The sequence below is a fragment of the Collinsella aerofaciens genome, assembly GCF_028206995.1.
Taxonomy (GTDB): domain Bacteria; phylum Actinomycetota; class Coriobacteriia; order Coriobacteriales; family Coriobacteriaceae; genus Collinsella; species Collinsella aerofaciens_AQ.
Genome location: NZ_JAQLFL010000014.1, coordinates 1 through 23,907, shown reverse-complemented (window position 1 = coordinate 23,907; position 23,907 = coordinate 1). Strand labels below are relative to the sequence as shown.

The 23,907-nt window shown below is 53.0% G+C and carries 25 protein-coding genes, 1 pseudogene and 1 CRISPR repeat array; of the genes and pseudogenes, 22 read left to right on the top strand and 4 right to left on the bottom strand.

Going from position 1 to position 23,907, the window contains the following annotated elements:
* The first annotated feature begins 66 nt into the window (after positions 1-66).
* The 10 genes from PMX60_RS08840 to PMX60_RS08795 all read left to right on the top strand — a co-directional run bounded on the left by PMX60_RS08840 (position 67) and on the right by PMX60_RS08795 (position 5,698).
* Positions 67-480, top strand: a complete 414-nt coding sequence (locus PMX60_RS08840; RefSeq protein ID WP_271747601.1) for a hypothetical protein — start codon at positions 67-69, stop codon at positions 478-480.
* 147 nt (positions 481-627) lie between these two features.
* A complete protein-coding gene (locus PMX60_RS08835) occupies positions 628-867 on the top strand; it encodes a hypothetical protein (RefSeq protein WP_271747600.1) in 240 nt (79 codons plus the stop codon).
* A 143-nt stretch (positions 868-1,010) separates the two neighbouring features.
* Positions 1,011-1,265 (top strand): hypothetical protein, encoded by a 255-nt coding sequence (locus PMX60_RS08830; RefSeq protein ID WP_271747599.1) that lies wholly within the window; start codon positions 1,011-1,013, stop codon positions 1,263-1,265.
* A gap of 274 nt (positions 1,266-1,539) precedes the next feature.
* A complete protein-coding gene (locus PMX60_RS08825) occupies positions 1,540-1,836 on the top strand; it encodes a hypothetical protein (RefSeq protein WP_271747598.1) in 297 nt (98 codons plus the stop codon).
* Between the two features lie 137 nt (positions 1,837-1,973).
* Positions 1,974-2,357, top strand: a complete 384-nt coding sequence (locus PMX60_RS08820) for a hypothetical protein (RefSeq protein WP_271747597.1) — start codon at positions 1,974-1,976, stop codon at positions 2,355-2,357.
* A 139-nt stretch (positions 2,358-2,496) separates the two neighbouring features.
* On the top strand, positions 2,497-2,697 hold the full coding sequence (locus PMX60_RS08815) for a hypothetical protein (RefSeq protein ID WP_271747596.1): 201 nt from the start codon (positions 2,497-2,499) through the stop codon (positions 2,695-2,697).
* Between the two features lie 53 nt (positions 2,698-2,750).
* Positions 2,751-3,080, top strand: a complete 330-nt coding sequence (locus PMX60_RS08810) for a hypothetical protein (RefSeq protein WP_271747595.1) — start codon at positions 2,751-2,753, stop codon at positions 3,078-3,080.
* A gap of 180 nt (positions 3,081-3,260) precedes the next feature.
* Positions 3,261-3,857: a hypothetical protein gene (locus tag PMX60_RS08805; RefSeq protein ID WP_271747594.1), complete on the top strand. Its 597-nt coding sequence runs from the start codon at positions 3,261-3,263 to the stop codon at positions 3,855-3,857.
* A gap of 173 nt (positions 3,858-4,030) precedes the next feature.
* Positions 4,031-4,747 carry a DUF2786 domain-containing protein gene (locus PMX60_RS08800; RefSeq protein ID WP_271747593.1) on the top strand — a complete coding sequence of 239 codons (717 nt, stop codon included), beginning with the start codon at positions 4,031-4,033 and terminating at the stop codon, positions 4,745-4,747.
* A 180-nt stretch (positions 4,748-4,927) separates the two neighbouring features.
* Positions 4,928-5,698, top strand: coding sequence for a hypothetical protein (locus tag PMX60_RS08795; RefSeq protein ID WP_271747592.1), 771 nt, complete (start codon positions 4,928-4,930; stop codon positions 5,696-5,698).
* Positions 5,699-6,037: 339 nt separating this feature from the next.
* Here PMX60_RS08795 and PMX60_RS08790 read toward each other — a convergent pair whose 3' ends face one another.
* A complete protein-coding gene (locus PMX60_RS08790) occupies positions 6,038-6,307 on the bottom strand; it encodes a hypothetical protein (RefSeq protein WP_271747591.1) in 270 nt (89 codons plus the stop codon).
* Between the two features lie 214 nt (positions 6,308-6,521).
* On the opposite strand from PMX60_RS08790, the gene PMX60_RS08785 reads away from it, so the two are divergent.
* The 9 genes and pseudogenes from PMX60_RS08785 to cas9 all read left to right on the top strand — a co-directional run bounded on the left by PMX60_RS08785 (position 6,522) and on the right by cas9 (position 18,501).
* Positions 6,522-6,965: a hypothetical protein gene (locus PMX60_RS08785; protein WP_271747590.1), complete on the top strand. Its 444-nt coding sequence runs from the start codon at positions 6,522-6,524 to the stop codon at positions 6,963-6,965.
* A 6-nt stretch (positions 6,966-6,971) separates the two neighbouring features.
* Entirely contained in the window at positions 6,972-7,721 is a 750-nt protein-coding gene (locus PMX60_RS08780) for a hypothetical protein (RefSeq protein WP_271747589.1), read from the top strand.
* A gap of 1,967 nt (positions 7,722-9,688) precedes the next feature.
* Positions 9,689-10,519, top strand: coding sequence for a hypothetical protein (locus PMX60_RS08775; protein ID WP_271747588.1), 831 nt, complete (start codon positions 9,689-9,691; stop codon positions 10,517-10,519).
* Complete coding sequence (locus PMX60_RS08770; RefSeq protein WP_271747587.1) at positions 10,516-12,132, top strand: relaxase/mobilization nuclease domain-containing protein; 1,617 nt, start codon at positions 10,516-10,518, stop codon at positions 12,130-12,132. The genes PMX60_RS08775 and PMX60_RS08770 overlap by 4 nt, the downstream gene beginning before the upstream one ends.
* Before the next feature lie 9 nt (positions 12,133-12,141).
* Entirely contained in the window at positions 12,142-12,915 is a 774-nt protein-coding gene (locus tag PMX60_RS08765) for a hypothetical protein (protein WP_271747586.1), read from the top strand.
* 254 nt (positions 12,916-13,169) lie between these two features.
* On the top strand, positions 13,170-13,592 hold the full coding sequence (locus PMX60_RS08760) for a hypothetical protein (RefSeq protein ID WP_271747585.1): 423 nt from the start codon (positions 13,170-13,172) through the stop codon (positions 13,590-13,592).
* On the top strand, positions 13,582-15,138 hold the full coding sequence (locus PMX60_RS08755; RefSeq protein ID WP_271747584.1) for a hypothetical protein: 1,557 nt from the start codon (positions 13,582-13,584) through the stop codon (positions 15,136-15,138). Before PMX60_RS08760 ends, PMX60_RS08755 begins: the two co-directional genes overlap by 11 nt.
* Before the next feature lie 45 nt (positions 15,139-15,183).
* Positions 15,184-15,306, top strand: a pseudogene (locus tag PMX60_RS08750) (hypothetical protein); the annotation flags it as partial.
* 114 nt (positions 15,307-15,420) lie between these two features.
* Positions 15,421-18,501, top strand: coding sequence for a type II CRISPR RNA-guided endonuclease Cas9 (cas9, locus tag PMX60_RS08745; protein WP_271747583.1), 3,081 nt, complete (start codon positions 15,421-15,423; stop codon positions 18,499-18,501).
* Between the two features lie 54 nt (positions 18,502-18,555).
* Here the strand turns inward: cas9 and cas2 are convergent, their stop codons facing one another.
* The 3 genes from cas2 to PMX60_RS08730 all read right to left on the bottom strand — a co-directional run bounded on the left by cas2 (position 18,556) and on the right by PMX60_RS08730 (position 21,473).
* Complete coding sequence (gene cas2 / locus PMX60_RS08740; RefSeq protein ID WP_271747582.1) at positions 18,556-18,882, bottom strand: CRISPR-associated endonuclease Cas2; 327 nt, start codon at positions 18,880-18,882, stop codon at positions 18,556-18,558.
* On the bottom strand, positions 18,879-19,808 hold the full coding sequence (cas1, locus tag PMX60_RS08735; protein ID WP_271747581.1) for a type II CRISPR-associated endonuclease Cas1: 930 nt from the start codon (positions 19,806-19,808) through the stop codon (positions 18,879-18,881). Before cas1 ends, cas2 begins: the two co-directional genes overlap by 4 nt.
* A gap of 323 nt (positions 19,809-20,131) precedes the next feature.
* A CRISPR array of direct repeats spans positions 20,132-20,431; the repeat unit is 36 nt; unit sequence ATTCTAGCACCTCAAGGAATGGCACTCCGCTAGGGC.
* A gap of 139 nt (positions 20,432-20,570) precedes the next feature.
* A complete protein-coding gene (locus PMX60_RS08730; RefSeq protein ID WP_271747580.1) occupies positions 20,571-21,473 on the bottom strand; it encodes a hypothetical protein in 903 nt (300 codons plus the stop codon).
* 981 nt (positions 21,474-22,454) lie between these two features.
* On the opposite strand from PMX60_RS08730, the gene relB reads away from it, so the two are divergent.
* The 3 genes from relB to PMX60_RS08715 all read left to right on the top strand — a co-directional run.
* Entirely contained in the window at positions 22,455-22,676 is a 222-nt protein-coding gene (gene relB / locus PMX60_RS08725; protein ID WP_271747579.1) for a type II toxin-antitoxin system RelB family antitoxin, read from the top strand.
* The gene (locus PMX60_RS08720; protein WP_271747578.1) at positions 22,673-22,957 is read left to right on the top strand and encodes a type II toxin-antitoxin system RelE family toxin; all 285 of its coding nucleotides are present in this window, start codon (positions 22,673-22,675) and stop codon (positions 22,955-22,957) included. The genes relB and PMX60_RS08720 overlap by 4 nt, the downstream gene beginning before the upstream one ends.
* A 756-nt stretch (positions 22,958-23,713) precedes the next feature.
* The coding region (locus PMX60_RS08715) for a hypothetical protein (protein ID WP_271747577.1) at positions 23,714-23,907 on the top strand (194 nt) is incomplete at its 3' end.

The following is a 23,907-nucleotide window of genomic DNA, read 5'->3' as shown; positions in this document are numbered from 1 at the left end:
TCAACTATACTATATGTCAACAAGCGGAACGATAGGCGTCCCGCAAACCCTTTTGGAGGTACTCATATGAGCTGCTACGTCGTTTCCGATCTTACGATTTCCGCAATCGTTGCCGCAATGGCAGACTGCGACTTCGAGCCCGCTGGCTTGAAGGACGAAAAGACGGGCATCAAGTACGACCCCGCGACTTGCGGTGAGATTGTCGGACAGATGCTCCTCGATGCCAACTACGCTGCCGTCAGCGAGCACCAAGGCAAGCATATCCGCGCCCATGAGTTCAAGCTCACGCAGAAGCAGGACGGGAAGCCGTTCACCCTTGGAGAGAAGTACGGCTGCATCCAGTGCTACGAGTATCAGACCAGCCAGCAGCCTGGATATCATGATTCGGAGATCCGCGACGTACTCGATTACGTAAGGGATGACTTGGCCGAGAAGGTGCTCGAAAAGTTCGGTGAGAAGCGCGTTTGGAGTCTGGAATAGCTTCATTTCGTATTAAAGGCGGTCGAGAGATCGCCTTTTTTCATGCCGGTCTCCCAATTAGATCTTGCATCCTGCTCGCTATTCAACTATACTATATGTCAACAAGCGGAACGAATGGCGTCCCGCAAACCCGAAGGGAGATACCCCATGAAGAAGTTTACGATTAAGGTTACCGAGCACAGGGAAGGTCTGTTCGTTGTCGAGGCCGAGGACGAGAACGATGCCCTGGAGCGCTTGGGCCGGATAATCGACACCGACTGCTTCTGGAATGACTTCGAGAATGGGAGCGAGTATTCCCTTAGCACCGAGGTCGAGACGGATGGTGAGACCGACGATTCGATAGGCGAGTGGAGCGATGCGGACTACCGCGATATGTTTGACAACTAATGTCAGCCAAAGGGCATCGGTTTATCCGATGCCCTTTTCATACTATTTTCCTTATCTGATCTTGTATCCTGCATCATATCCAACTATACTATATGCAACAAGCGGAACGATAGGCGTTCCGCAAACCCGAAAGGAGATATCCTATGACTGCATACAACTGGGCGGTAGTCGGCGTTCATGTCGAGGATGCCAAACTCACGCCGGTCGAGCTCTTTGAGGAGTACGAGGATGCCCGTGAATTCATGCTTTGCAGGATCCATACCCTAGTCGATGAATCGGGTCTTGCGTCCTATATCGATGATTGCGGGCAGGATGTTGACGTTTATTTAGGAGGAAAGGACTGCTATTACGGCGGCGCCGTTTCCTGGAAATGGAACGTCAAGCCCGTGTATTGCTAGTACGCGCGGGGCGGTGAGGATGCCGCCCCGATTTTTATGCTTTTCAACTTGCCGAAGGGCGAACCGGCAACAAGGGACCATCTAAGACTGCTAGACGCGATCGGGTGTAATCGCATGAAACGTGATTGCTGAGTTAGGCTAGCCTGAGTATTCCTTTCTAATCGCCATACTCACCGAAACTAATGCAATTGCATTTGAGAACTAATGTAATTGCATTAGTTGAGGACACGCCTCAAACGTAAAGAACTATACAGCCGACTGAGAGGAATCGAAAATGAAGAAGACCGTGATGTACACCGAGGCCAGGACGTGGTTCTTTGAACTGAATCTGGCAGAAGATGCAGACCTCAATGAGACCATGCGTGCATTGAAGGATACGAATGGCTTCTATTCCTACGTGGATGATTGCACATCGGATGAATACGAAAGCGCTTGGCATGAGGTGCCGGACGAGTGGCGAGGTGAGGGTGACCCCGACTATACCGAGGACTTCCGAGCTATAGCCAAAAGGGAGTTGAAAGGCGAGGCTCGAAAGGTCGTGCTGTCTTCCTTGGTGGATCGGGAGCAATAGCATGAAAGAGCGGCCGAACGATTGCCTTTTTCACGCCATTTACCTAGCTAGATCTTGCATCCTGTCCCATATTCAACTATACTATATGCAGACAAGCGGGATGAGATGCGTCCCGCAGACCCGAAGGGAGATACCCCATGATTACTTTGGTCAACGGTAAAGGCGAGCAGATCAACGGCTTCCAGTTCTTGGACTGGAACGAGGCGGAGAGCTATTTATCCGAGCAGCGAAAGAAGGGTACACGCGGTTTGTATCTGCAGGGTAATTTTGTCGAGCCAGTTTCCTACAATGGGGCTTATTTCATTGTAGTCGGCTTTGCCGATAGTTGCGATCTGGACTACAGCATAGTTATCAAAGCTAGGCATATTCCCTGCGTAGATGAGATCATGGAATGGATCAAGCCTGATATGGAAAAGTTTGGATATTCCGATATCTTCGAGTATTACGTAACCGATGAATACGACGTATATACGGGCTACGACACCGAGAACATCGACAACTGGCCTATCTTCGGAGAGTAGCCCACCAACCAAAGGCGGTCGCGAGATCGCCTCTTTCATTTTCCCAAACGGATCTTGCTTCCGGTTCGTTATTCAACTATGCTATATGCGTACAAGCGGAACGGTAAGCGTTCCGCAGACCCGTAAGGAGTTCCCTAAAATGCAGAGGCAGGATTATATCGAGAAGATTGCAACCTTCATCGCCGACGGTTGGTACGCCACCGACGAGGGCAATCAAGCGGCATGTAAGGCGGCCAAACACAGCGCCATGCAAATCGCCAGCCAGGCCGCCGAGGAACTCGGCCATACAGCCGGTTACTGGCTCGCCGAGTCCCAATTCCGCGCGGCAGACCTGTACTAGTTCTCAATCCCGTGTGCAATGGACGATGCAGGCGCGCTCATGGGATGTTTACCATGCAAAAGAAAGGTGGTTCTAGACCGATGCTGGTTCTTAAGAAGGACGCGCTGGTAAAACTTCTCGGTGATGAGCTCTACGGGATCGAGTTGGAGAACGAAATGCTTCAAGACCTCGAGAACCGTGCGAACGAGAGGCGCGAGATTCTCGATATAGTCGGGAACCTTTGCGATGCCTATGGATACAACAGGCGCGAGGTACAGGCAAAAGCCCAAACTCGGCTCAAGAAGCTGCTCGCTTGCAAGGACGGAAAGGACGATTGGGACCCTTATGCCTATATCAAGTTGACCGAGCTGTCCAAGACCGTTTTGGTGCCGGTGAGGCGCTGAAACGGTCACGCGAGCCGAATATCCCATACCGAAGATTCAAATAGGGCGATCGGCGACGATTGCCTTATTTCTTGCGTATTTTCCCAGCTAGATCTTGCATCCCGACCCATATTCAACTATACTATATGCGGACAAGCGGGGCGATAGTCGTCCCGCAGACCCTAGTGGAAGGTGACGACAATGAATGCAATCAAGTTGAAGACCGATGGTGAACGCTTCAAGCAACTCGTCGAGAAGCACGAGGGCCAGATGAAGGCACTCCTCCCGTTCGAGGAGGAGAAGGAAAAAGCACACGAGGCATCGTGCCAGGCGCTTCGGGAGGTCATGAGGGCGATGGAGGAGTATTCCGCAGAAGCGGAGCGAAGCCTACCCGAACTCGAGAGGATCGCGGACGAAGCCGAGGCGTCTTGCACGCAAGTATATCGACGCAGCAGGGACTTACTCGATGAGACGGTCAATACATATATCGAAATCGTAGTCGAGCTCATCCATGACAATATCGATACCCTAGATGGAATGAACATCAACGGTAAGGATGTATTTCTTGCTATCAATTGGGCACTACCAGAAGATATTTTCGTCGGAACGAACATGAGCAAGAAAGATCCCGTTCTCTATGTCAAAGGGAGCGAGTTAAGCAGCGACCTTTGCATTGAACTTCAGCCGGGCAACATCAAGACGCACATCATGTGCTGCAATAAGGACGGGCATTTTGTCGATAAGAGCCGCTTCCTCGCCGATTACGAAAACGGTGTATACCAGTTCGAATCGAAGTAGTTCGGGCGGCAACAGGGATTGTTCCCGTCGGCAGCGAGTCGAGGCGATTGGCAATGGTCGCCTTTTTCTGCCAATTTATCCAAGCGGATCTTGTGGACATAATTCAATCCAACTATAATATATCTCAACAAGCGGAACGAGAGGCGTTCCGCAAACCGGAAGGGAGATACCACATGAACCCCATCGATTCCAAGCTCAAGAAGATTCTCGCCATGATTGACGGCGCGACCTCCGAGGGCGAAGCCAGGGCGGCATCCCTTGCCCTCCAGCGCCTCCTCGCGGCGAACAATATGACCATCGAGGATATCGACCTCACCGACGATGCCCCCGAGGTCAACGAGGCCGCCGAGGAACTCGGTAAGCGCGTCCCCGAGTGGGTCAAGCTCCTCGCGTACGTTATCGCGAAGAACTACCGTTGCCGTTACTATATGCAGACGAGCTACGGCGCCTATGACTATTGGACCGGTCGCCACCCCGTGACCGGCACCCGCTTCGTTTTCGTCGGCGAAAGCCAGGATGCCGTGGTCGCGTCCGGATGTTTCCGTGCCACCAAGCATGCGATCGAGAACTGCTTCAAGAAGTTCTGTGACAGGCGTGCTGAGGAGTATGGAACCAAAATCGGGCGGCGCGCGGGTGTGAAGAACAGCTATTGCCTCGGGTTCATCGAGGGTCTCGAGAGCTCCTATCGCGAGCAGCTCGAGCATGACGAGACTATGGCTCTGGCGATTGTGGTACCCGAGAGCGTCATGCGCTACATGGACGAGGAGCTGAAGCTCAAGAAGATGAAGCGCCAGTCCATTACCGTTTCCTCCGACAAGTCGATCGGAGATGCCGGCAGGGCAGACGGCTACGGCTTCGGCCAAGGCGACCGTATTGCAACCTGCGCCTAATGAACGGCACGGGCAGGGGAGGGCAACGCTCGCTCCTGCCCACTCAATTCTTTTTCTCTGTGATTGCAATAGGTCTATAGCGTGAATTTGAATGGGGATTATGCTCCATGTTACTGGTAGAATCAACCAAAAGGCATGACTTAGGTGAGTCATGCAACCCCGCTACAGGAAGGAACAAACATGTTCGATTTCAAGTGTTCAATGCAGAGCCAGCTCGATAACCTATGGCTCAAGCCGGAAGATCTCGCCCGTGGTCTCGATATCCGTGTGTCGAGCGTACGTAAGTGGCTCGACCCCGAGCTCGATTGCGTACCGGTCAAGGATGCCTTTGACTGGGTGTATGGCCAAACCGAGAAGCTCGGTGACCTTACGATGCAATGCCTGAATGAGGCGAATGAATCCCACGAGAAGTTCGGTCAATACATTCTCCCGTGGTATCGAGACGAAGACCTGCCCGAGACCGAACCGGTGGGCCTTTACAATCTCGCAAGCAGTTTGGTTGCCAATCAGCTCGATGCGAAGGATATGGAGTACTCGTTTGTCTATGCATGCCGTGATGATGAGTGGATTGAGGAACACCTAGATGACTTCCCCGATATCGATCCGAAGGCCGAGTTTACCGCCCAGGCTGATATCTTGGGAGTGCCGACGTCAGAGATTGCGATGGCTTTGGGCATTACGGGTCGGTCTGTCAAAGACTGGAAGAACCCGAAGCGCGAGAGGATGCTGCCGGTAGACGATGCATGGAACTTCCTGGATGATTGCGCCGACGAGATCGAGGCCCGCACCTCCGAACTGCTCGCAAGCAAGCCCAATCCGATGCCATACCATCCCATGACTCGTTTGGGGACGTTGCCCAAGCAAGACAGAATCGATAACCTTGCGGCCCTGGCGGCTTCAAAGCAAATCATGAGCGACGGCAAGACCGTTGTCGATTTCGCATACGTCTAGTTTTGCTGGTGAGCTTTAGGCAATTGGAGCCTAACGGAAAAGCTTAAGGTGAAGCATATCGATACGTCAAAGTGACTGAATGGATGAAAGTGATCTTGCTATGACCATAAGCGATGGGATGATTCGTGCTGAGTTGAGGACTTTGGAGCAATCAGAAAAGGCAAAACGCAAGTGCGCGAACTGTCTCTACTGCACTTGCGACGGTAACGTCCGAGACGATTTGCACCGTCCCGAAGACACTACAGTCGAGTATCTATGCCACCGCAGGGATGGCCACGAATTCGAGACTGCCCATTCGAACCGATGCAATTACTGGAAGAAGCGGATCGACGACTAATCCTAGCGTCGCGTTTTCACATCCTCACGCGGTTTGTTTTCATCGATTCCGCGCAGGTCGAACTGTTTGTTTCCGCGTTTAAGCACGAGCTGCCAGCCGCACGCATCGCAGATCTTGACGAATTCATCGATAGTGAATCGCGTATTGTTGTGCAGGCGCGTCGACAGACTGCCTTTCTGCTTGCCGGTTTTAATGGATGCATCCGCAAGCGTCATGCCGCAGTCTTGCACCATATAGCGAATAGCGTCGGACGAACCGATCCGTTCAAGCACTGAAAACCTCTTTCAGATATACGATAGTCTATTTCGATTATAGCCAATCTATAAATGTTCTAGACGCGTCAAAGCGATTCAGTGCAGTAAACGGCGCTGATTTACAGCCATGTTGCGGATGGATCCCTCTTTCCGTTGCCGCTGCGGCATGTCGTTTTGAATATATACAGGCTGTCCCAAGATGTAGAAGCCAATTCCAACATTAGGAGGACAGATGGATAACGACACCCAATTCGATCCGGCAGCCATTCGCATGGCGTATTTTGCCCTGCTCTTGAGCGGCCGAAAGTACGATGACCTTGAGCTTGCCGTCGCTCAGGAGATGCTGAAAATAGACCGTCTCACCACCGAGCGATCACTGCCGTCCATGGTTGCTCATTCAGTGAGAATCGCGGCAACTATTAACTCGGTTGAATTCGAGGAAACCTCGCAGCGCTATCTGATTAAGTTCCTGGCAGACAACGGAGACAAGGAAGAGCGCGTGCGTTCTGAGCGAACGGATGCCAATCACAAGGATGCTGTAAAGAAGATTTGGCAACGAGATTTGGTCGGGCACCGCGTCATTATTTTCAAATACAAGGACAAGGTCGGATCTAAAGAAGCTCCCAACGGCTATCGCATCTCTCCGTATTGCATCGACCTCGGCAAGGCGGAGTAGTTACAGATGAAGCGCAACAACCTTAAAGATTTAAATCTCAGGGCGATTGTGGAGTCCGAACTTGAGAAGACCAGCCGCGATGGACTCTATTCCCCGTGCGGCCGTTGTGAGCGAGGATGTTCCCGTTCGGAACTTTTCTCCTGCGGCAAGGCGTGTGCAGACTGCCGCCCCGGCATGCAGCATCCAGGCACGAGCGATTTGAAGATCGTCTCGGTTGATGAGTACCGTGAAATCATCAATCGTATTGAAGCCGAACGAAAGCGTCTCAATGAGAAACGCCGTGCAGAAGCAGCTGCAAATAAGAAAGCAGAACGACTCGAAGCTAAGGGAATTAGAGAAGAAAAAGCCCTAAAAAAGAAGCAGGAGCGAGTCGAGAAGAGAAAGCGATTCTTCGACAACTTCCGTGCGCGCATCGAAACATTTACCGAAAAGATTTTAGCCGCCGTGCGCACGAGTATCCTTTGCAAACTTCTCAGTGGCGTTTCAATCGGATCGATTGTATTTTCGATTGCATCGATTATCTTCTTTGAGATCATCAAGTTCGAGTGGTTGGCATCTGCTGCGAAAGCCGAGGCGCTTGCAGCGGTCTATCTCTTCCAAAAACTATTTATGTTCGAGGCGATTTATGTCTTCGTTATCGTTGCGTTCACGATCGGCTTGATCATCGTTCGCGTTGTTCGCGGCGATTACAAGGCAGATTTTGAACTTGAAAATCAATCTGAAGAGGAAGAGAAGGACGATAAGTTTTTCCTATAGACCTTCGGAACTCCTGTTTCTAAAGTGCTTTCAGTGTCAGGTTAAAGGGCCAATCCGATATGGATTGGCCCTTTTCTTTATTACTTTAGAAATGATTTTCATCGGCCTCATCGCCTGATTTCCAGTTCCTAACAAGCTCGACGACCTTCGCAATTACCAATCGAGTCATATGCGAAGACTTTTACAAAGGGCTCCATTTTGGTTTTGCAAGTCCATACTTGCAGAGCGTGCAAGTTGTTTTTAGACCGAGAGTCTTACGAATCGGAATATGTTATGACCCCAAATCATCGTCACGACAACATTCAAAATCAAACCGGGAATCAGATTGAAAGGCATGCGGAGTGCCTTTAATGGCGCTCCGCGGTATCGCTGCTTGTTATTATTCTCATCCTTCGCTCAAGTAGAAGGACAGTCTCAACTGGATTGCGACACTCAATCAGAAAAGATATTTCGGCAATTCAGCCCGTTTGATTTCTACGAATCAAACGGAATCTAATCATCCTTTCATACGGATTGCCTTTTGCTATTGCCATTTAGATGCTCAGTTGGGATACTGATCATGTCCAAAAAGACGAAGCAGGACGCCTAAGGATTCAGTTTCGTTTACATGTTTGCCGACTGATTTTACGAATCCAAAGTGATCCTAATGCCTATTGTGCGCTCGATTCAGTTTTCAATTTAAGGCTACAGGGATTATTCCAAGCAAGAATTTAGCAATTGGTAGAACTTCCACAGCGCCTTTAGTGGAGCTGTGCCGTATCGCTATTTGTTTTCATTCTTATTTTCGAGAGGTGCAGGCGACGGCATGGATTGACTGAAATTAACTTTAGCGCCGTGTAATAAAAAGAATTTAGCGCGGTCGGTTTCCCTTACATCTGACGGTATATTTACCGCAACGACTTCCGACTGATACCTATTTGAATACAAGTCGACAGACCTGCAAAGGTAATTTTCGTTTCAATTCTGCCGTTCTCTATCTGATTTTTACGGTCGATTGCACTTTGCAAAACGCCGAAACGGGCTTTCGAATTGTCAATCGGTAGCGATTGAAAGCAGCCCGCACTTCCATTTCAGGTTGCACGGAAAACGGTCAACGGCTTTCCAATTACATCGCGAGGCATTTGCACTTTTATATTTCGCATCCGAAAAACAACCGAATCATCGCTCAGATTAAATCGCCGCAATAAGTTTTCCCTTACAAATAGTTTGCTATCAATTCATTTTTGATGTCGTGTCGATCGTAAATTAAAGTCAGTGGACTCACTGCAAACACTTTAAAAACTAATTTAGCAGACTCAAAACTGTTCATCGGATATGGAAGAGGCGCATCGGATTCAAGTTCCGAACCACCAAATCAGCCCACCGATAACGCTCCCAAGGAGTGCTCTGAATCATCGCGTTAATCCCCTTTATAAACGTTATTTCTCACCTGTTGCTTTGTCGGACATTCATTAGAATTCCTATAGTCTGTCAGACATTTGCGTTCCACAGATGGGGAATTGTCGGACACTGACCCATCGACCGATAGCAACCTGTCAGACATTTCCCGACTTCACAAAACCACGTCACAGGTATCGGAATAATCAATCGCGCGGCCAAAAATCGCCCCGAGTAGAGCCGAATCACCCCGCGGCGCGGCCGCCTGCCCTACGGACAGGCGGCAGGTGCAAAACGGCCTTGCCAATTGTGGATGCCGTTGCGGCAACACCCAGCCCAGCCAAAATACGTGCCCCAAACTACCCATAAAGGCCATTTTGCACGCCAGCTGCGTTCAACGTCAGACATTAGAAATGTCAGACATTGAACCTGCGGCAAAGCCGCAGCTGGGGTCGCTAGCGGCCTGTAATCGCTTCGCTCCGCTCGCTCCCGCCAAGCGAAATGTCCGACAGGCTGTCAGACATTTAGATCCGCTTGACGGACGGCTTGCTCGCGAAGCTCACTATCGGCCGTATGTAAGGAGATACGAAATGTCAGACATTTCGCCAGATGAAAATGAACCCCAGACCGCCACGCCCAATTTGTCAGACATTAGCCCCCGCATATCCCAAATGTCTGACATTTTGCAGCCCCAAACGCCGACTCCCATGTCGCCCCAGGCGCAGCCCAACCAGCCGTGCGAAACGCCGCCAGCCAGCCTGTCAGACATTTTGCCGCCCCCAAACGGCGGTCAGTCCGCCACCCGCCGCATCACAGTCCGCCTCCCGACCGCCGACCTTACCGCCCTCGATGCCCGCGCCGCCGCCCTTAACGCCAGTCGAAGCGACTACCTCCGCACCCTAGTTGCACTCCCCGTCACACTCGACTTGACATCCATCCGCCGCGCCACACCGGGCACCGAATCCCTCGCCCGTCCGCTCGGCCCAGACCTCGCCCTCATGCACTCTGTCGACCAAACGGAAAGTTTGGCCGTGCAGACCATCACCGACAGCATGCTCGAATCCATCTCCAACGAGGTTCGCGCCATCGGCGTGAACTACAATCAGGCGGTTCGCGCCCTCAACCGCATCATCAAGAAGTACGGCAACCATCGCGCCCTCTCGCAAGATGAGCGCACAGAAATCGTTGGGCTCTACGAACGTCTCTCGAAACAGAACAAGGCGATCTACGATCGCCTCAAGACTCTCGCCGAAGATGTCGAGGCCCTGTCCGCCAAACCGTCCGTAAACCTGACTGCCGTCGGTCTCGCCCAATCTGAGGCCCCTATCAATAAATACGAACCAGAACGTCGCCGCCGTATCCGCGGTAAAAAGCACGGTTCATCGCGTCCTGACCAAAGTGAGGAAGAAGGCCACGTATGACCTACATGAAGATTCTCTCTGGACATAGTTCTGCCAAGTGGATACGCTACTACCTCTTCAAAAACGACCGCGCCCTCGACAAAGACTTCCTCAACCTGACAGATCGCGATTGGAAGGGGAGGGACTGGGCGAAAGTCATGGACAGGACCCGTGAGATTTTCGGCAACAACGTTCCCGTCAAAAAGGACACCAAGGTCCGCACCTATGAACACTTCATCATCTCATTGGACGAAAAGGACGACGGCGTTGAACTCGATGACTTCCGCGACTTCGTGAACGAGTGGGCATCCAAATGGTTTGACTCGCGCGGTCCGGAAGGACAGGGCATCGGCCGCTTCGAGGTGGCCATTGCCTACCACGATGACAATAAGGCTCGCGGAGTCCAAGGCAAGCAGGGCATCCTGCATGCCCATCTCGTCATCAACAACACCGAGCTCGAGACGAAACGACGCATCTCTGGTCTGCGCACCACCAAGGTCGTCCAGGCAATGCGAGCTGACCTGCAAACCATGTCGCTCGAACGAGGCTGGCATGCGTTTGCAACTGATGGCAAGTCCTACACTCAGGCCGAGATGGACGAAAAGGGTCTGAAAGTCTCCCGCGGCAAGAGACTCGATCGTGCTATGTCGGCTCTCGATAGAGTCCTCGCGAACGAGGCAAAGGGCGCACAAATCGAGGACTTCAGCGAGGCGATGCAAGACCTGCTGGATAAACGTCATCCGATCGACAAGCTGATACCCGAGACATTTACGGTCGGAGCTGCTCCTAGTTCACAGCCGAAGGTCGGCGAGGGTGACCCGATCGCTTCCGACAAAGTCTCCGGTTTTTCGTACACGACCATGAGAACTGAAGACGGGCGAGTGATGCGCCTTGTTGTCCCGCATGGATTCGGCGATTCTGAAACCATGGCGGAGCGGCAGATTGAAACCCGCGAAGGCTGGTCTTGGAAGGACGACATTCGCGATCGAGTTGATGTAGCGGTGAGAATTTCCAAGGGGCCTGCGGATTTTGCGTCAAAGTTGGGCGAACTCGGCATCAAGGTTAATTACAACCGCGAAGGAGATCTTGTCTACCATCATCCGAGCGACCCCGCATCACGCAAAGTAAAAGGCTCAACGCTCGGTAAGCAGTATGCTGCGACATCGATAGAACAGGTGATTGCGGAAAAGCACACAAGCCAACGCCAAAGATCTCAAAGTCTACCGAGCCGTGAGCGCTGGATGAACGATGACGAGCGTGCCGCAGCACTAGCGATCGCAAAAGCAGCCATCCCGTGTACGCGTGAAGGTGCCGAATTGATGGGTCGATTAAAATCGACCATAGAGCAGAATGACTCCGCTGCCCGCGATGAGATTCGTCACGGTATGGGAGTAGAGTATCCATCTTCTCTAGCAAATTCGCTAGGCATCGAATATCCCAAACCTTCTACTGTCGGGGATAGCCGCCGAAAGAAGATGACTGAGGAGGAAATCCTCGAAGCCATGGCAGATATACGCGATGAGAAAGGTTTTGGCGGTCTCGCTGCGAACAACCCAACGAATTCGACTACGAAGTCCAATTCCGGACAGCAGCAAGAGGACGCTGCCGAGATTCAAAAATCTAAGCACCATTAAGGAGTGACCATGATTATTGCCATCGAATACAAGAACGGTCGTATGAAGGAGTTCGACACGAGTTCCTTCACGACAACAAACGCGATGAGCGCCGGCGACAAGACAGCCAGGAACGTCATGACAGAACTGGATCTTCGCCTCGATCTCGTTGAAACTGTCGGGTTGAGACTTGACTTCTATTGGTACGATGCGGCTCCGCAAGGAGAGCGAGTCGAAATCCCCGGTCTCATGGATTCAAAAGGCAACCCGGTATGCCTTACAGCTGCATCGAGGCGTTTGGGCACTTCCGTTCTTCTTTGCACCTCAAGGGGCATCGAGCAGATTTCCCGAATCATCGTCCAGCGTGCCAACGGCACGGTTGACGCCCTTTGGCGTCAGGGTTCGGGCGACTGGCTGATTAACGGTGCAAAATTTGAAGCGCAGCGTGTACTTTCATATACGGATGCGAATGTGACCTCAATGAACTCCCAAGCAATCTTCGTTTTCAAATATATGAAAAAGGCCAATCCGATGATGACGGACGAGGAGATTTGCAGACTTATCGGATATCCGCTTGAAGCCTACAGGGAGATTCAGCTCGACGAAGCCAAGAATGCGGAGGGCGTGGTTGGCGCCGAACTCATCGAATCGGATGCCAGCGACAGTTTCCAATCGGCACACGACTCCGAGGTACTGGACCACGACGATTCATCTAGCGATGATGCGTCATTTGGTAAGCATTTCGCCGTGGAAGACGATGATGATGCCTTCGATGACGATGAGGACTCCTTGTTCGACGTCTGACATTTGCCACGGCGGCCTTGTTCATGATATTTTGAGTGTACTGGCGTAACCCCAAGCGCCATGAAACAGGAGAGACGAATATACCGCCCGACCGCGCGAGGCGCGGCCAGCTATTCCCAACTTGATTACATATGACTGACTCGGTATGACTCGACTCGTCTCTCCGCTCGTCCTGACAGGAGATGACAGGTTTTGCAGAAGCGCGAAGAGACACGAATGCAAGAGGTTGCCGGAATCGAATCGAAGTGGTTCCGATGAAGTCGGCGGTCAAGGTGAGCGAGGCTATAGCCAGACTTCGCAAGTATGGTGACACGGCAGAGCTCGAGGAGGCAATCGACGATTTCCTCGCGGCCTATGGAGAGCTTCGCAGCCAGTTCTATTACGAAGATCAGGAGGCGCAGGCGAATGCCAAGGCAGCCTCGACGCTTCTCGAGGCCATCGATCGCGGCTTGATCGAGTTGCCTCAGACCGATGACGGCATCGTCATCATCCCAGACATGAAGCTGCGCCTGCCCGACGGCGCGAAGCTCTATGTCAACTCAATTGAAATCGAATCCACCGCGACCGGTCACGCCCCGATCGTTCACTTCGAGGATGGCTCCTCCATTCGCTGTCGCCGCGGTTCGGGCGTCCAGATTGTCCGAATGCCCCTAGAGGAGGAGCAGAATGACAACTGAAAGTGAAGCCCCGCTTGCTTGGCCGTTCCGCATCCCTATTCTGCGTGTCTTCCTGCTACCGTTCGTGGAAAACAGGAAGCGTGACCGCCTGCTGCTCATCCTGCTCGCCTGCATCATGTTGACGGCAGGCTTCCTCATGCAGGGGAACGGATCGTATGACAGCGACGGCTGGTTCCTGCTCGCCACGGGAAGGGAAATCGTCAAGCAGGGCATCCCGTACACGAACCCGTGGTCCTTCTCTTCCTACAAGCCGATTGTCGTCCAGCAGTGGCTGCACGATGTCCTGCTCTACGGCTCGTATATCCTAGCGGGCTACGCCGGCACGATACTCTATCAGGCTCTCCTGGCTGCCATCGTCGCACTCTCTATAGCCTTCGCAATCCGAGGATTTGACGATAAACGCCCCACTTTAGCCCGCCTGCTCTTCTGTATAGGCCTCGCCCTTTTCGGGGCGGGAATCTACATCTCAGTCCGTCCTACGGCATGGTCGATGGCATGCATGTGCCTGACAATCGGCGTCTGCACCCGCTGGCGGCGAACCGGCGACTGGCGCTACCTTATCGCCCTGCCCGCAATCACGGTGCTGCACGTCAACATGCAGTCTGCCATGTGGCTCCTCGATGTCTTCCTTGCTGGTTGCTTCCTGCTGCCCGACGATCTCGCCAAATTCAAAACCGTCACCCCCGAGGAGATGCTCAGCGAGATCTTCCCCCTCAGCCTCGCCTTGGTCGCGATGCTCGTCGCATCCTTTGCGAATCCCTACGGAGTTGATGGCGCCCGCTACGTGATAACGTCGATGGGGGCTGCATCGTACGGCAACGTGATTTCCGAGATGAAGCCCGCCTTCGAGGCGACCAAAGGCTTCTGCGTAATCTTCTTTGCGGCTGGCATCATTCCTACGGCGCTGGTGGCGGCCTTCTGCCATAGGCGCATAGACTTGTCTATGCTCGTAATCGTACTCGCCACCTTCATCGCGACGATGCTCCATTGGCGAAACGTATGGACCTTCTCGATTGCATGCGCCCTCGCGTTTGCGAGCATGCTTCCGAAAACGGAGGACCCGTCACCCTTGAAATCGCCGGAGACGGCGAAATTCATCGCCCTGATAGCCCTCCTTGCTGCAATCGGCCCGATAGCTGCGAACTGCTATGTCTGTGCCACGAACGGTGGGCAGTCCTGTTGGATATCCTCCGAACGCTCTGCGGATTCCCTGGTGAAAGAGATTGACGAAGGTGGCTTCTACGACCCCGTCGTATACGCCGAGGATCCCGTCATCTACAACTACCTGGAATGGAAGGGGATGAAAGTTCCCTTTGACTTGCGCCCCGAACTCTGGGATGAGAAGGGCGTCATGGGAGTAACTTCCCCCTACCGCGACTACGTGGACGCCATGCAACCGAAAAAGGCAAAGCTGACCTACCTAACCTCCAATGGCTTCGACTACTACATCGTCTCGAAGGATTCGGCGCACTGGTATGAGAAGAGCCTGAACCTGAAGGTTGTCAATGCCACGGATACGCTCGTTCTGCTTGAGAACGCAGGGTAGGGAAGTAAATTCAATCTCTAGCGTAACGTCTACGATGTCGCGGCCTACAACCGCAAGGTGACCTCTTTCCCGATGAACTTCCTCGCCCATGCCTTCGGCTTCGACGGCATCGGCCAATACAAGGCGAACGCCGCTGCCGCGAACGCCCCCGTTGTCGACTTCAATTGATATCGGACCGTAAATCCTGACCTTGATATAGCCTTCCGCCGATGCGGGAGGCTATATTATTATTGATGTATCGGAAAGCGTACCCCAAGCGCTTCAAGAAGACAGGAAGTGAATATGGCAGCTTATAAAGATCCGTGCGATTGCGGATTCGACCCCGAGCTCGTGAAGACGGCCCTGATGTCGCGCGAGCAGTTCGGCTCCAAGCCCCGAAAATTGGTTCTCGGCATCGACATGGAAATCGCCGGCATCGGAGTCTGTCTCATGGACGAGCTGAACCAAGAAATCGTCCTCATGGCAACCCATCTGTTCGATTGCCCGTGGAATCCGAAAAACAAGACGAGCCTGGCATCGGCAAGACGCCAAGCGAGGTCGCAGCGCCGCAATATCGCCCGCCGCGCGGCGAGGAAGAAGCATATCCGCAAGATTCTGATGGCTCACAGCGTCATTCCCGAGGGCGCGTCTTCCGAATGGTTCTCCGTACGCAAGGGCGAACAGGACAACATCCAGCTGCGAGTGAAGGGCCTGAGCGAAATCCTTTCCAGTCGCGAGCTCGCCCGCGTCCTTTACGGATTCGCCAGTCGCCGCGGCTACATCGACCACGGCAAGGCCGACAACGACAAGGATGCCGGCAAGGTGAAGAAGGCCCTGAAGGAAAACGCCGAGATTATGGATGCTAACGGCTACGAGACATTCGCCCAATACCTCATAACGCAGCCGAAAAGCCGCAACCGTCAAGATGACTACATCCATTGCGTGGATATCGACATGGTTGTGGACGAAGTCCACGCGATTTTCCGCCATCAGCGGGAACTTGGAAACGGGCTTGCCACTGAATCCCTTGAAGGGGAGTATCTCGCCGCGCTGCGCTGGCTCACAGACACGACCAGGCGAGACGGAATCATCTACTCAAAGGTGGGCTACTGCACCTATCTCGGCGAGCCGATTAAACGCGGACCGAAATCATCCATCTCATCCGAGATGGTTCGCGCCTACCAGACGCTAGCGAACGTCAAGATCGAGCATATCGGGTCAGTCGCTACGCAGATTTCGCCCTTGACGCGCAACCAAATCGTTCACGACCTGTTCAAGGTCTCCAAGAACCCGAAGCCGCTGAAATGGTCCCAGCTGCGCAAGAAACTCGCCCTGGCCGATACCGACACGTTCGCGGGAGTCCGCCAATCGGACGAGGCGAAGGATGTTTGCGTCAAGGTTCCCGCATGGAACGCGCTCTGCTCGACGCTCCATGACCTGAATCCGGTCCTGCTCAACCGCCTGCGCGATGATACCGATCTCGCGGATGCGGTATGCGCCGCCGCTACGTTCGCGTCCTCATCGGAGGCCTTCGCCACGCGAATTGCCGAACTCACCGACGGGCTCTCGAAAGAGGATGTGGATGCGCTCCTCGAACTGCCCTATGGCTCGAAGCTCTTTACGGGATACGGCTCGACGAGCCTGAAGGCGCTCCAGATGCTCCGCGATGCGTTCGAGGACACGAACATCAATCGCCTGTATGATGCCGAGGTCGCAACGGGGCTATACGATGCGCGGAAAGCCCTTTCGGCCAAGCGCAACGTAACCGATGACGGTCTCCTGAAACCCTATTCGAGCTATTCCCCGATCTGTACCAACCCGGTCGTCCTGCGTTCCTGCGCTCGGCTCCGCAGGATTATCAACTCGGTTATCAGGCATTACGGTCTACCCGATACGATCCGCGTGGAGGTTGCTAAAGAGCTGAAGCGTACAAAACACGAAAAGGAACTCGTCGATGACGGCAACAAGTACAACAAGAGGGAAAAGGAGAAGGCCGTTGACGATATCGTTGAATATCTCGGTCTTTCCGATGCCAATCAGGTGAGGGGCCGTGACATCGATAAGGTTCGACTGTACAACGAGCAGGGCGGCAAGGATCCCTACACGGGTCAGGGCATTGATTTCGGTCGGATGCTGACTGAAAAGGGCTATGTCGAGATCGACCACATCCTTCCGTTCTCGCGTTCCTGCGATAACGCTAGAACCAACAAGGTTCTCGTCCTGACGAAGTCGAATCGCGACAAGTCGAACCGTACGCCATACGAGTGGATGACCTCGGGCGAGCCTACCGCACCGAACTGGGATGAATTCTGCATCCGTATGGATGTCTGGGCTAGCGGCAAGGAGCCGAAGCACTACTATTCCTCGAAACTCGCGAAGCTGAAGGAAGATAGCTTCGCGAATAACATCGACTCCTTCATTAGCCGAAACCTGAACGATACCCGCTACATGTCCAAGGATGTCGCGAAATGGCTTGCCGACTGCCTCCCGTTCCCCGAGGACGGACGAAAACACGTCTTCTGCGTCTCTGGTGCGGCGACGGCCTTCATGCGCGGAGTCTGGCGCATCGGCATTCTCGACGATAACGGCAAGAAGAACCGAGAGGATGACCGCCACTATGCTGTCGATGCCGCGGTAATCGCCGCCTGCACGCCCTCGATTGTCAAGGACATTGCCCTCATCAGCGAGGAACACGCCACGAATCGAGATGCCGACCGTCTGCTGAATGGCTCGCTGCCATATCCCGAGTACAAAGATCAGGTCAAGGCGTGGATTCCCTGCGTCGTGCCGACCTATTCACCGACCCGCACCGCAACGGGGGCGCTTTTCAAAGACAATACTTTCTCCTACAAGGGCATTGATGGAAAGGGCAAGGACCTCATCAAGAAGAAAAAGGGCGCATTGGGCCCCTGCACCACCGCATGGAAGGATGGCAAGGGTACTGCTAGGGCTTATGACGAGCAGTACGGTCTGCTTGCCGTATATGATGAATCTGCCGCGCGTTGGCTTTTGGATCCCCTCTATTACATCGACGTGCAGAAGCGGAAGGCCGAGGAACCGTTCATTCGAAAGTTCTCCAAGGATCTTTCAATCGACTACTGGGAGAAGATTCCGCTGACCGGAAACGAGCCGAGCCTTTTGTTGAAGCGCGGTGTTGTACTGATTCAAGACGGTATCGTTGGGCGTTATTATGGATATGACATAGCACACAATAGCGTAAAGCTGTCATCCTCTGGAAAAGTTTCCTTCCAGAAAACCGGCCCGCTCGCAGCCGAGAAGTTTCCAACGCCAACGAAGTGGACTGACGAACTGAAGATCATGCAGGAGGACTGCTTGGGTCTCTGCTGGCTTGAGCTCCTCACCGAACGGGCGAATCACTGTTAGTAGATAGCGGGAACTATGTGAAAGGGGAAGGCGCAATGCCTTCCCCTTTTCATGTTAAAAACTCAGGAAGAGCTGTGTTCCCGGTGTCTCATTTCCTCCAGAGCCCGAGGTTCCAGTGTTGACGAGGATTTCCCTGTCGACGTATTGCTTCTCCGTGAACTGCATCGCCACGACATGTCCTGCAGGAGGAAGGTTTTTCCTCAGCTGCTCCGTATGAGCCTCGGCAGAAGCTCTACTGAGGAGATTACGGGAGTAGATGCTGTTCTGTTCCCTGATATAGCCGTCATCTTCCAGGAACCGTCTGAACTTGATGTAGGCGTCTTTATTTGACTTCGTCTTCGTAGGGAGGTCGAACATCACCAGGAGTCTCATGATTCTCATAGCCTTCCTCTCGTTCTCAAGTTGTCCGGTGTTGCCATTTCCAAACCGATGAGCGTGGGCAGCAGCAGTTGATCTGAATCTTTAAGCTCGATTGCCCTTCTCAGGGATTCACAATAGACATCGATAGCTGTCTGGACAGGCATTTCCTTGTCGTCTAACAGGACGAGAACCGAGGTGACCTTCGTCAGCGTCTCCTTGTTCATCCTCGATAGTGGGGCCAAGATGTTCTCCTTGACCACCAAAAGGTCGACGGCTGCTCTGAACGGCTCGATGAGGTCATCGACCAAGTTGAAGGCGTTTTCGGCGCTATGGTGATGAATGCCGCGCGATACGAGCCATCCATGCGAGACGGCACATTGTGCGATGCCTGTCCTGAGAATTGCGTACCCGAAGTTCAGTGGTGCGGTCATGGGACCCGTCCATCGCGACCCGTAGGGAAGCAATTTGGAGAAGTACTCGCTGGCTGCCGCACCTTCCCGATGTGTCTTGTCATTGCTCTGGACGCCCCTGGCATAGCTGAGGATTTTCTCGACATCGCATGGCTTACCGCCGCAAAACTCCAGGGCACGCGCTTGATTTTCTATTTTTCTGCGGACGATTTTCGCCCAGAGTTGGTTTCTGAGTGGTTTCGAGATAGCCAACTGATGCTCCACGATTTCCGCATGTCTTGAATGTGCACCTATCGGGAGTGCCAAGCCGTTGGGCATATGGTTGGAGCCGCAGAAAAGAACACCTATCCCTGCATCATTGACTTGCCCCATAAGCGATGCCGTGATCGAGACTTGGGGGTTGTCGATTATGATGACCCAGATATCGCACAGGGGTATTTTGTCGAGGACTTTATCCTCATGGCGAGCCTTGATGACAAGACAATTGTCCTGAACGCAAAGGTACTTAGGTGTGCCGATTGTGACTGTCAATAACATAGGTGGCTCCGTTTCCTGGTATCTTGTGAGATATGGACTGGGTCTTTACGTATGTAGACAACTAATCGATAATGTTATTGCCGAACCGGCAGGCTTTATTCACCGATACACCACATATAATTGGGCGATTTTTATAAAGCCGAGGAAAGAGGGCGAGGCGAAATGGCGATTTTCATCCGAAAAAGCGAAAAATCGAAATTGTTCTCCGCGAATCTTTTCTTGAAAAGCGTCCCTCTTGAAAGGCGATTAAAGGTACCGAAAGCCGTTTTACAGAATTTGAAAATGAAAAAGCCCCTGCTAGAGGGGCTTTTTCAGCGGAGAGTATTCTAGCACCTCAAGGAATGGCACTCCGCTAGGGCTAATACCTTTCTTGTACATAATCGAGACAAATTCTAGCACCTCAAGGAATGGCACTCCGCTAGGGCTCAACTACACCCTGGGTGTGTATGAGAAGGATTCTAGCACCTCAAGGAATGGCACTCCGCTAGGGCTAAAGATCGCGCAGTTGTCGGACAACGCCAATTCTAGCACCTCAAGGAATGGCACTCCGCTAGGGCACTGCGTCTTACATCCAGCCCTCAGCCTACATTCTAGCACCTCAAGGAATGGCACTCCGCTAGGGCTATTGCCGCTGCGGTACCGATAACGACAGTATTCTACCATCTCCCCGAACACCACTCATCCCGCAAAGCAAACGGGGAGCCCCCAAAGAGCTCCCCGCAGCACCACACATAGGCAGAAACACATCACTCGGCAGAAACCCTACCCACGCTCCTGCTCGCTAGGCATGCCTTCGCAATCCTCGTGGTCAAACTCCGCCTCGGCGCTTTTCGCATCGTAGATATCACCGAGCGACTCGCCGGCCTCCTGCGATTCCGCATTGTCGACTGGCCAGCCGTAGACCTCGCAGATTGCAGGCACGATGTCCTGCAAATGACCTTGCTTCTCCGCAAGCGCGATGATCACATCATCGAGAACGGCATTCTTGTCGAACCCGTTGTCTTGCAAGAACTTTTCCAACTCTCCTTCGACGAGTCTTTCGGTCTCATTGACGAAATCCTTATCCACGAGCTTTACGATATGGTCTTCCATCTCTCCGATGTAACCGACGGATTCGCTCGCAACTAATTCGCCGCCCTTGACTGACAGCTCGATAGTGTATCCGTCCATCTTCCTGTAGAGGGCTTCAAGCAAATCGCCCGCAGTGTAGATAGAATCGTAGGTAGAATCTTCACGGTAACCGTCGAGAAAGCAATATCCGTCATCGTCCCTGATGAACGGGATAGAGCGATGAACGTCGATGTCGGAGAGGTTCGCCTTCTCGTCTCCGAGCCAGTCCCTTACGTTCATATCGGCCTGCTCGGCCAAATCGTCTTCGAACTGCTCGTCGATGATAGCGCCGATGTTTTCCTCATTAGCGAACTCGCGATAGGCCTCGACGAAATTGATAGTTTCCTCGTGGTTCTCCATGGCGTTGGCGATGGCATCATCGATAGCTGCCTCCTTGACGGCATCGACGAGGCCCGAGGGAACCCAGTAATCGTTTGGTTCGCAAAGCCCTAGTTTGGCTTGGACTTCTTGAATCCAATCCTCCTTAATGCCTTCCTCATAGCCATCATGCGCTAAAGAATTGTTATTCCAGATGACGTGCTTGTCTTTTTCCATGGTGCCTCCAATAGCCGTTTTGCCTACCTTTCAGTTTGTCGGGCAGACGGACAGCAAAGAGACCGTGGGACAGATATAGAAGCGGCAGGGCATGTTGAGCACTCGATGGCAAAACGCTTGACATTCTGCTGGAATATAGACTAGAAGACAGACTAATAGTTTTCAGGCCGATGCCTAGGCGGGTGTAGTTCAGCCGTTTCTTTAACTTGAACAATAAGATGAGTACCGGAAACTAGATGCCCGACTGAACCGCCTAAGGGGTATAGAAACGGTATAGAGCTAATCCGCTCCCTAGGTTTTTCAGGAATTTCCGAAAAACCTCCAAAAGAAAAGGGGACCGACGCATCAATTCCCTCTAGGTGTCGCCCGAGGGCTTCCACCGCAATTGATTTTTTAGGCCCGCCGTGCTTCCACTCAATACCCGAGAGCGGGGGAGGGACATCCGTCCCTCCCCCTCGAATCGAATGAGAGCCGATTTAGACCCCCTATTTAGATACCAGCCATATATTTTATCGATCCAAGGCAATATCGCCCCGCATATACGCCCACAGCGAGCCTGATGCGGCTTTCGAACACATTCCATAGCCCTCATGAGACTCGATGGGGTAGCGGGCGGTCGGGCTTCGGTACTTTCGGTAGAACCCCGACAGCAGGCAGGCCACGCGGTGACTGCAATACCCGAAGAAAACGGTGAAGCGCTTGCAAAAGCGCAACTCCAACAAATGGAATCATCAATGAAAGAAGCGAATCCCGCGCAGGTTGCTAGCCAGTTACGCAGGCGATGCGGATTTCAACTTGCAAAGACCGAGCTGCACTCTCGGTCTTATTTTTTGCTGCGGCGTTCCCGCAACTGATGACCAGAACTTCGGTGAAATGTAGGAATTAGGGCGCCGAGATGTGTACGTTTGATGACTGCCGCTGCAGTGTATGGGTATAATCAACGTACTACGATGTAATACGTTGATTGGAGCAGCCATGGCCATGAGTGCAACAGCCATCAGGTTCGATGAAGGAGAGAAGGACTGGATCCAGTCCTATGCGAGCATCCTCGGCATGTCCTTTTCCGAGTTCGTGAGGAACGCCGCCCTCGACAAGGTCGAAGAAGCGGCCGATATCGAGGCATACAACGAGGCGCTAGCGGATGACGACGGCACCCGCTACTCGATGGATGAAGTCATGCGCATGGCCATGGAGGCCGAATGATTTATAGCGTCGAATGGTCCAAGGCGGCGACCAAGCAACTCCTCGGCATCCCGAAGAAGCAGCGGCTCATCATTTTGTCTTGGGTTCAGGAGCATCTTGACGGATGCGAGGACCCGCGCCGTGCGCCGAACGGAAAGCAGCTTCAGGGCACCGATTCTGGTTGGCGCTGGCGCGTCGGCGTCTACCGCATTCTGGCAAGGATCGAGGACGGGAAAGCCGTCATCGAGGTCGTTAGGGTCGGTCATCGCCAAGGTGTCTACAAAAACATGCCGCGGCTATGACTGCCGGCTAGCAACTAAATTCTATAGAAGTAAAGCCCCCGTTAAAGGGGCTTTTTCATTTACGTGTGATTGAATTACAGCGAGGCGTTGAACATGAACAATAACAGATGTGTACCAGTTCGAACAGTCAGCATGCGGTTTGAGACGGATAACCGCTCTATGCTTCAAGTTGCCGTCAAATTGTGTCACAGATTTTCGCCAAAATGTTTCACACCGCTGATAGGTGCCTTATTTGCCGATGTCTAGATTTCAACGGCATTTGAGCCACAAGCGCAAATAAGAATGCCCGGGATGGAGCCCGGGCATTTAACAAAGAGTGAAAACTAGGCCGCCCGCACTCCATGTTGCTTACATGGGATGCATCGTTTTCTGTTGTCATTCTACCCTCTTTAGGCAGATAAATCGACCATCTAGTCCTCGGGAAGCTCGATAGGGTAGCGGGCGGCGAGGCTACGGCACTTTCAGAAGAACCTGGGCAGTGCCTCGGCCTTCGCGCTTGCGATGTGCCGCTGCGGCATCACTGGTCCGTCCGGCGCGAGCGAGTCTATCCTCTGCAATATCAGCCAATCCAATCCGAAGGGAGCCGCACATGCATGCAGCGGAAATTCCTTTCGGGGGGGGGTATCTCCTAGATTCCCCCGCCGCCCGAAGGGGCAGTCGACAGTCGAGTACGTCCTGATCATCGCGATCATCGTCCTGGTGATACTTATAGCAGGGCCGTGGGTCTCGTCTGCGATCGGGAACCAGTTCAACCTCGTGGCGGGGGCGATCGGGTCGGGTACGACGGGCGAGAACTTCTATGAGCCCGTGGACATCCCCGACCCGAAGCGCGGAACGACCTTTGCCGTCTACTCCGAGGACGACCATAGCCTGATGTTCTACAAGCGGAAGGGGCTGCCAAAAGTCGGAGACATGTTCAACTACCGCAGGGTGACCGAGGTGTACACGGG

Coding starts and splice junctions, on each gene's coding strand:
- PMX60_RS08840 (WP_271747601.1), top strand. CDS start 67: ATGAGCTGCTACGTCGTTTCCGATCTTACGATTTCCGCAATCGTTGCC.
- PMX60_RS08835 (WP_271747600.1), top strand. CDS start 628: ATGAAGAAGTTTACGATTAAGGTTACCGAGCACAGGGAAGGTCTGTTC.
- PMX60_RS08830 (WP_271747599.1), top strand. CDS start 1,011: ATGACTGCATACAACTGGGCGGTAGTCGGCGTTCATGTCGAGGATGCC.
- PMX60_RS08825 (WP_271747598.1), top strand. CDS start 1,540: ATGAAGAAGACCGTGATGTACACCGAGGCCAGGACGTGGTTCTTTGAA.
- PMX60_RS08820 (WP_271747597.1), top strand. CDS start 1,974: ATGATTACTTTGGTCAACGGTAAAGGCGAGCAGATCAACGGCTTCCAG.
- PMX60_RS08815 (WP_271747596.1), top strand. CDS start 2,497: ATGCAGAGGCAGGATTATATCGAGAAGATTGCAACCTTCATCGCCGAC.
- PMX60_RS08810 (WP_271747595.1), top strand. CDS start 2,751: ATGCAAAAGAAAGGTGGTTCTAGACCGATGCTGGTTCTTAAGAAGGAC.
- PMX60_RS08805 (WP_271747594.1), top strand. CDS start 3,261: ATGAATGCAATCAAGTTGAAGACCGATGGTGAACGCTTCAAGCAACTC.
- PMX60_RS08800 (WP_271747593.1), top strand. CDS start 4,031: ATGAACCCCATCGATTCCAAGCTCAAGAAGATTCTCGCCATGATTGAC.
- PMX60_RS08795 (WP_271747592.1), top strand. CDS start 4,928: ATGTTCGATTTCAAGTGTTCAATGCAGAGCCAGCTCGATAACCTATGG.
- PMX60_RS08785 (WP_271747590.1), top strand. CDS start 6,522: ATGGATAACGACACCCAATTCGATCCGGCAGCCATTCGCATGGCGTAT.
- PMX60_RS08780 (WP_271747589.1), top strand. CDS start 6,972: ATGAAGCGCAACAACCTTAAAGATTTAAATCTCAGGGCGATTGTGGAG.
- PMX60_RS08775 (WP_271747588.1), top strand. CDS start 9,689: ATGTCAGACATTTCGCCAGATGAAAATGAACCCCAGACCGCCACGCCC.
- PMX60_RS08770 (WP_271747587.1), top strand. CDS start 10,516: ATGACCTACATGAAGATTCTCTCTGGACATAGTTCTGCCAAGTGGATA.
- PMX60_RS08765 (WP_271747586.1), top strand. CDS start 12,142: ATGATTATTGCCATCGAATACAAGAACGGTCGTATGAAGGAGTTCGAC.
- PMX60_RS08760 (WP_271747585.1), top strand. CDS start 13,170: ATGAAGTCGGCGGTCAAGGTGAGCGAGGCTATAGCCAGACTTCGCAAG.
- PMX60_RS08755 (WP_271747584.1), top strand. CDS start 13,582: ATGACAACTGAAAGTGAAGCCCCGCTTGCTTGGCCGTTCCGCATCCCT.
- cas9 (WP_271747583.1), top strand. CDS start 15,421: ATGGCAGCTTATAAAGATCCGTGCGATTGCGGATTCGACCCCGAGCTC.
- cas2 (WP_271747582.1), bottom strand. CDS start 18,882: ATGAGAATCATGAGACTCCTGGTGATGTTCGACCTCCCTACGAAGACG.
- cas1 (WP_271747581.1), bottom strand. CDS start 19,808: ATGTTATTGACAGTCACAATCGGCACACCTAAGTACCTTTGCGTTCAG.
- PMX60_RS08730 (WP_271747580.1), bottom strand. CDS start 21,473: ATGGAAAAAGACAAGCACGTCATCTGGAATAACAATTCTTTAGCGCAT.
- relB (WP_271747579.1), top strand. CDS start 22,455: ATGAGTGCAACAGCCATCAGGTTCGATGAAGGAGAGAAGGACTGGATC.
- PMX60_RS08720 (WP_271747578.1), top strand. CDS start 22,673: ATGATTTATAGCGTCGAATGGTCCAAGGCGGCGACCAAGCAACTCCTC.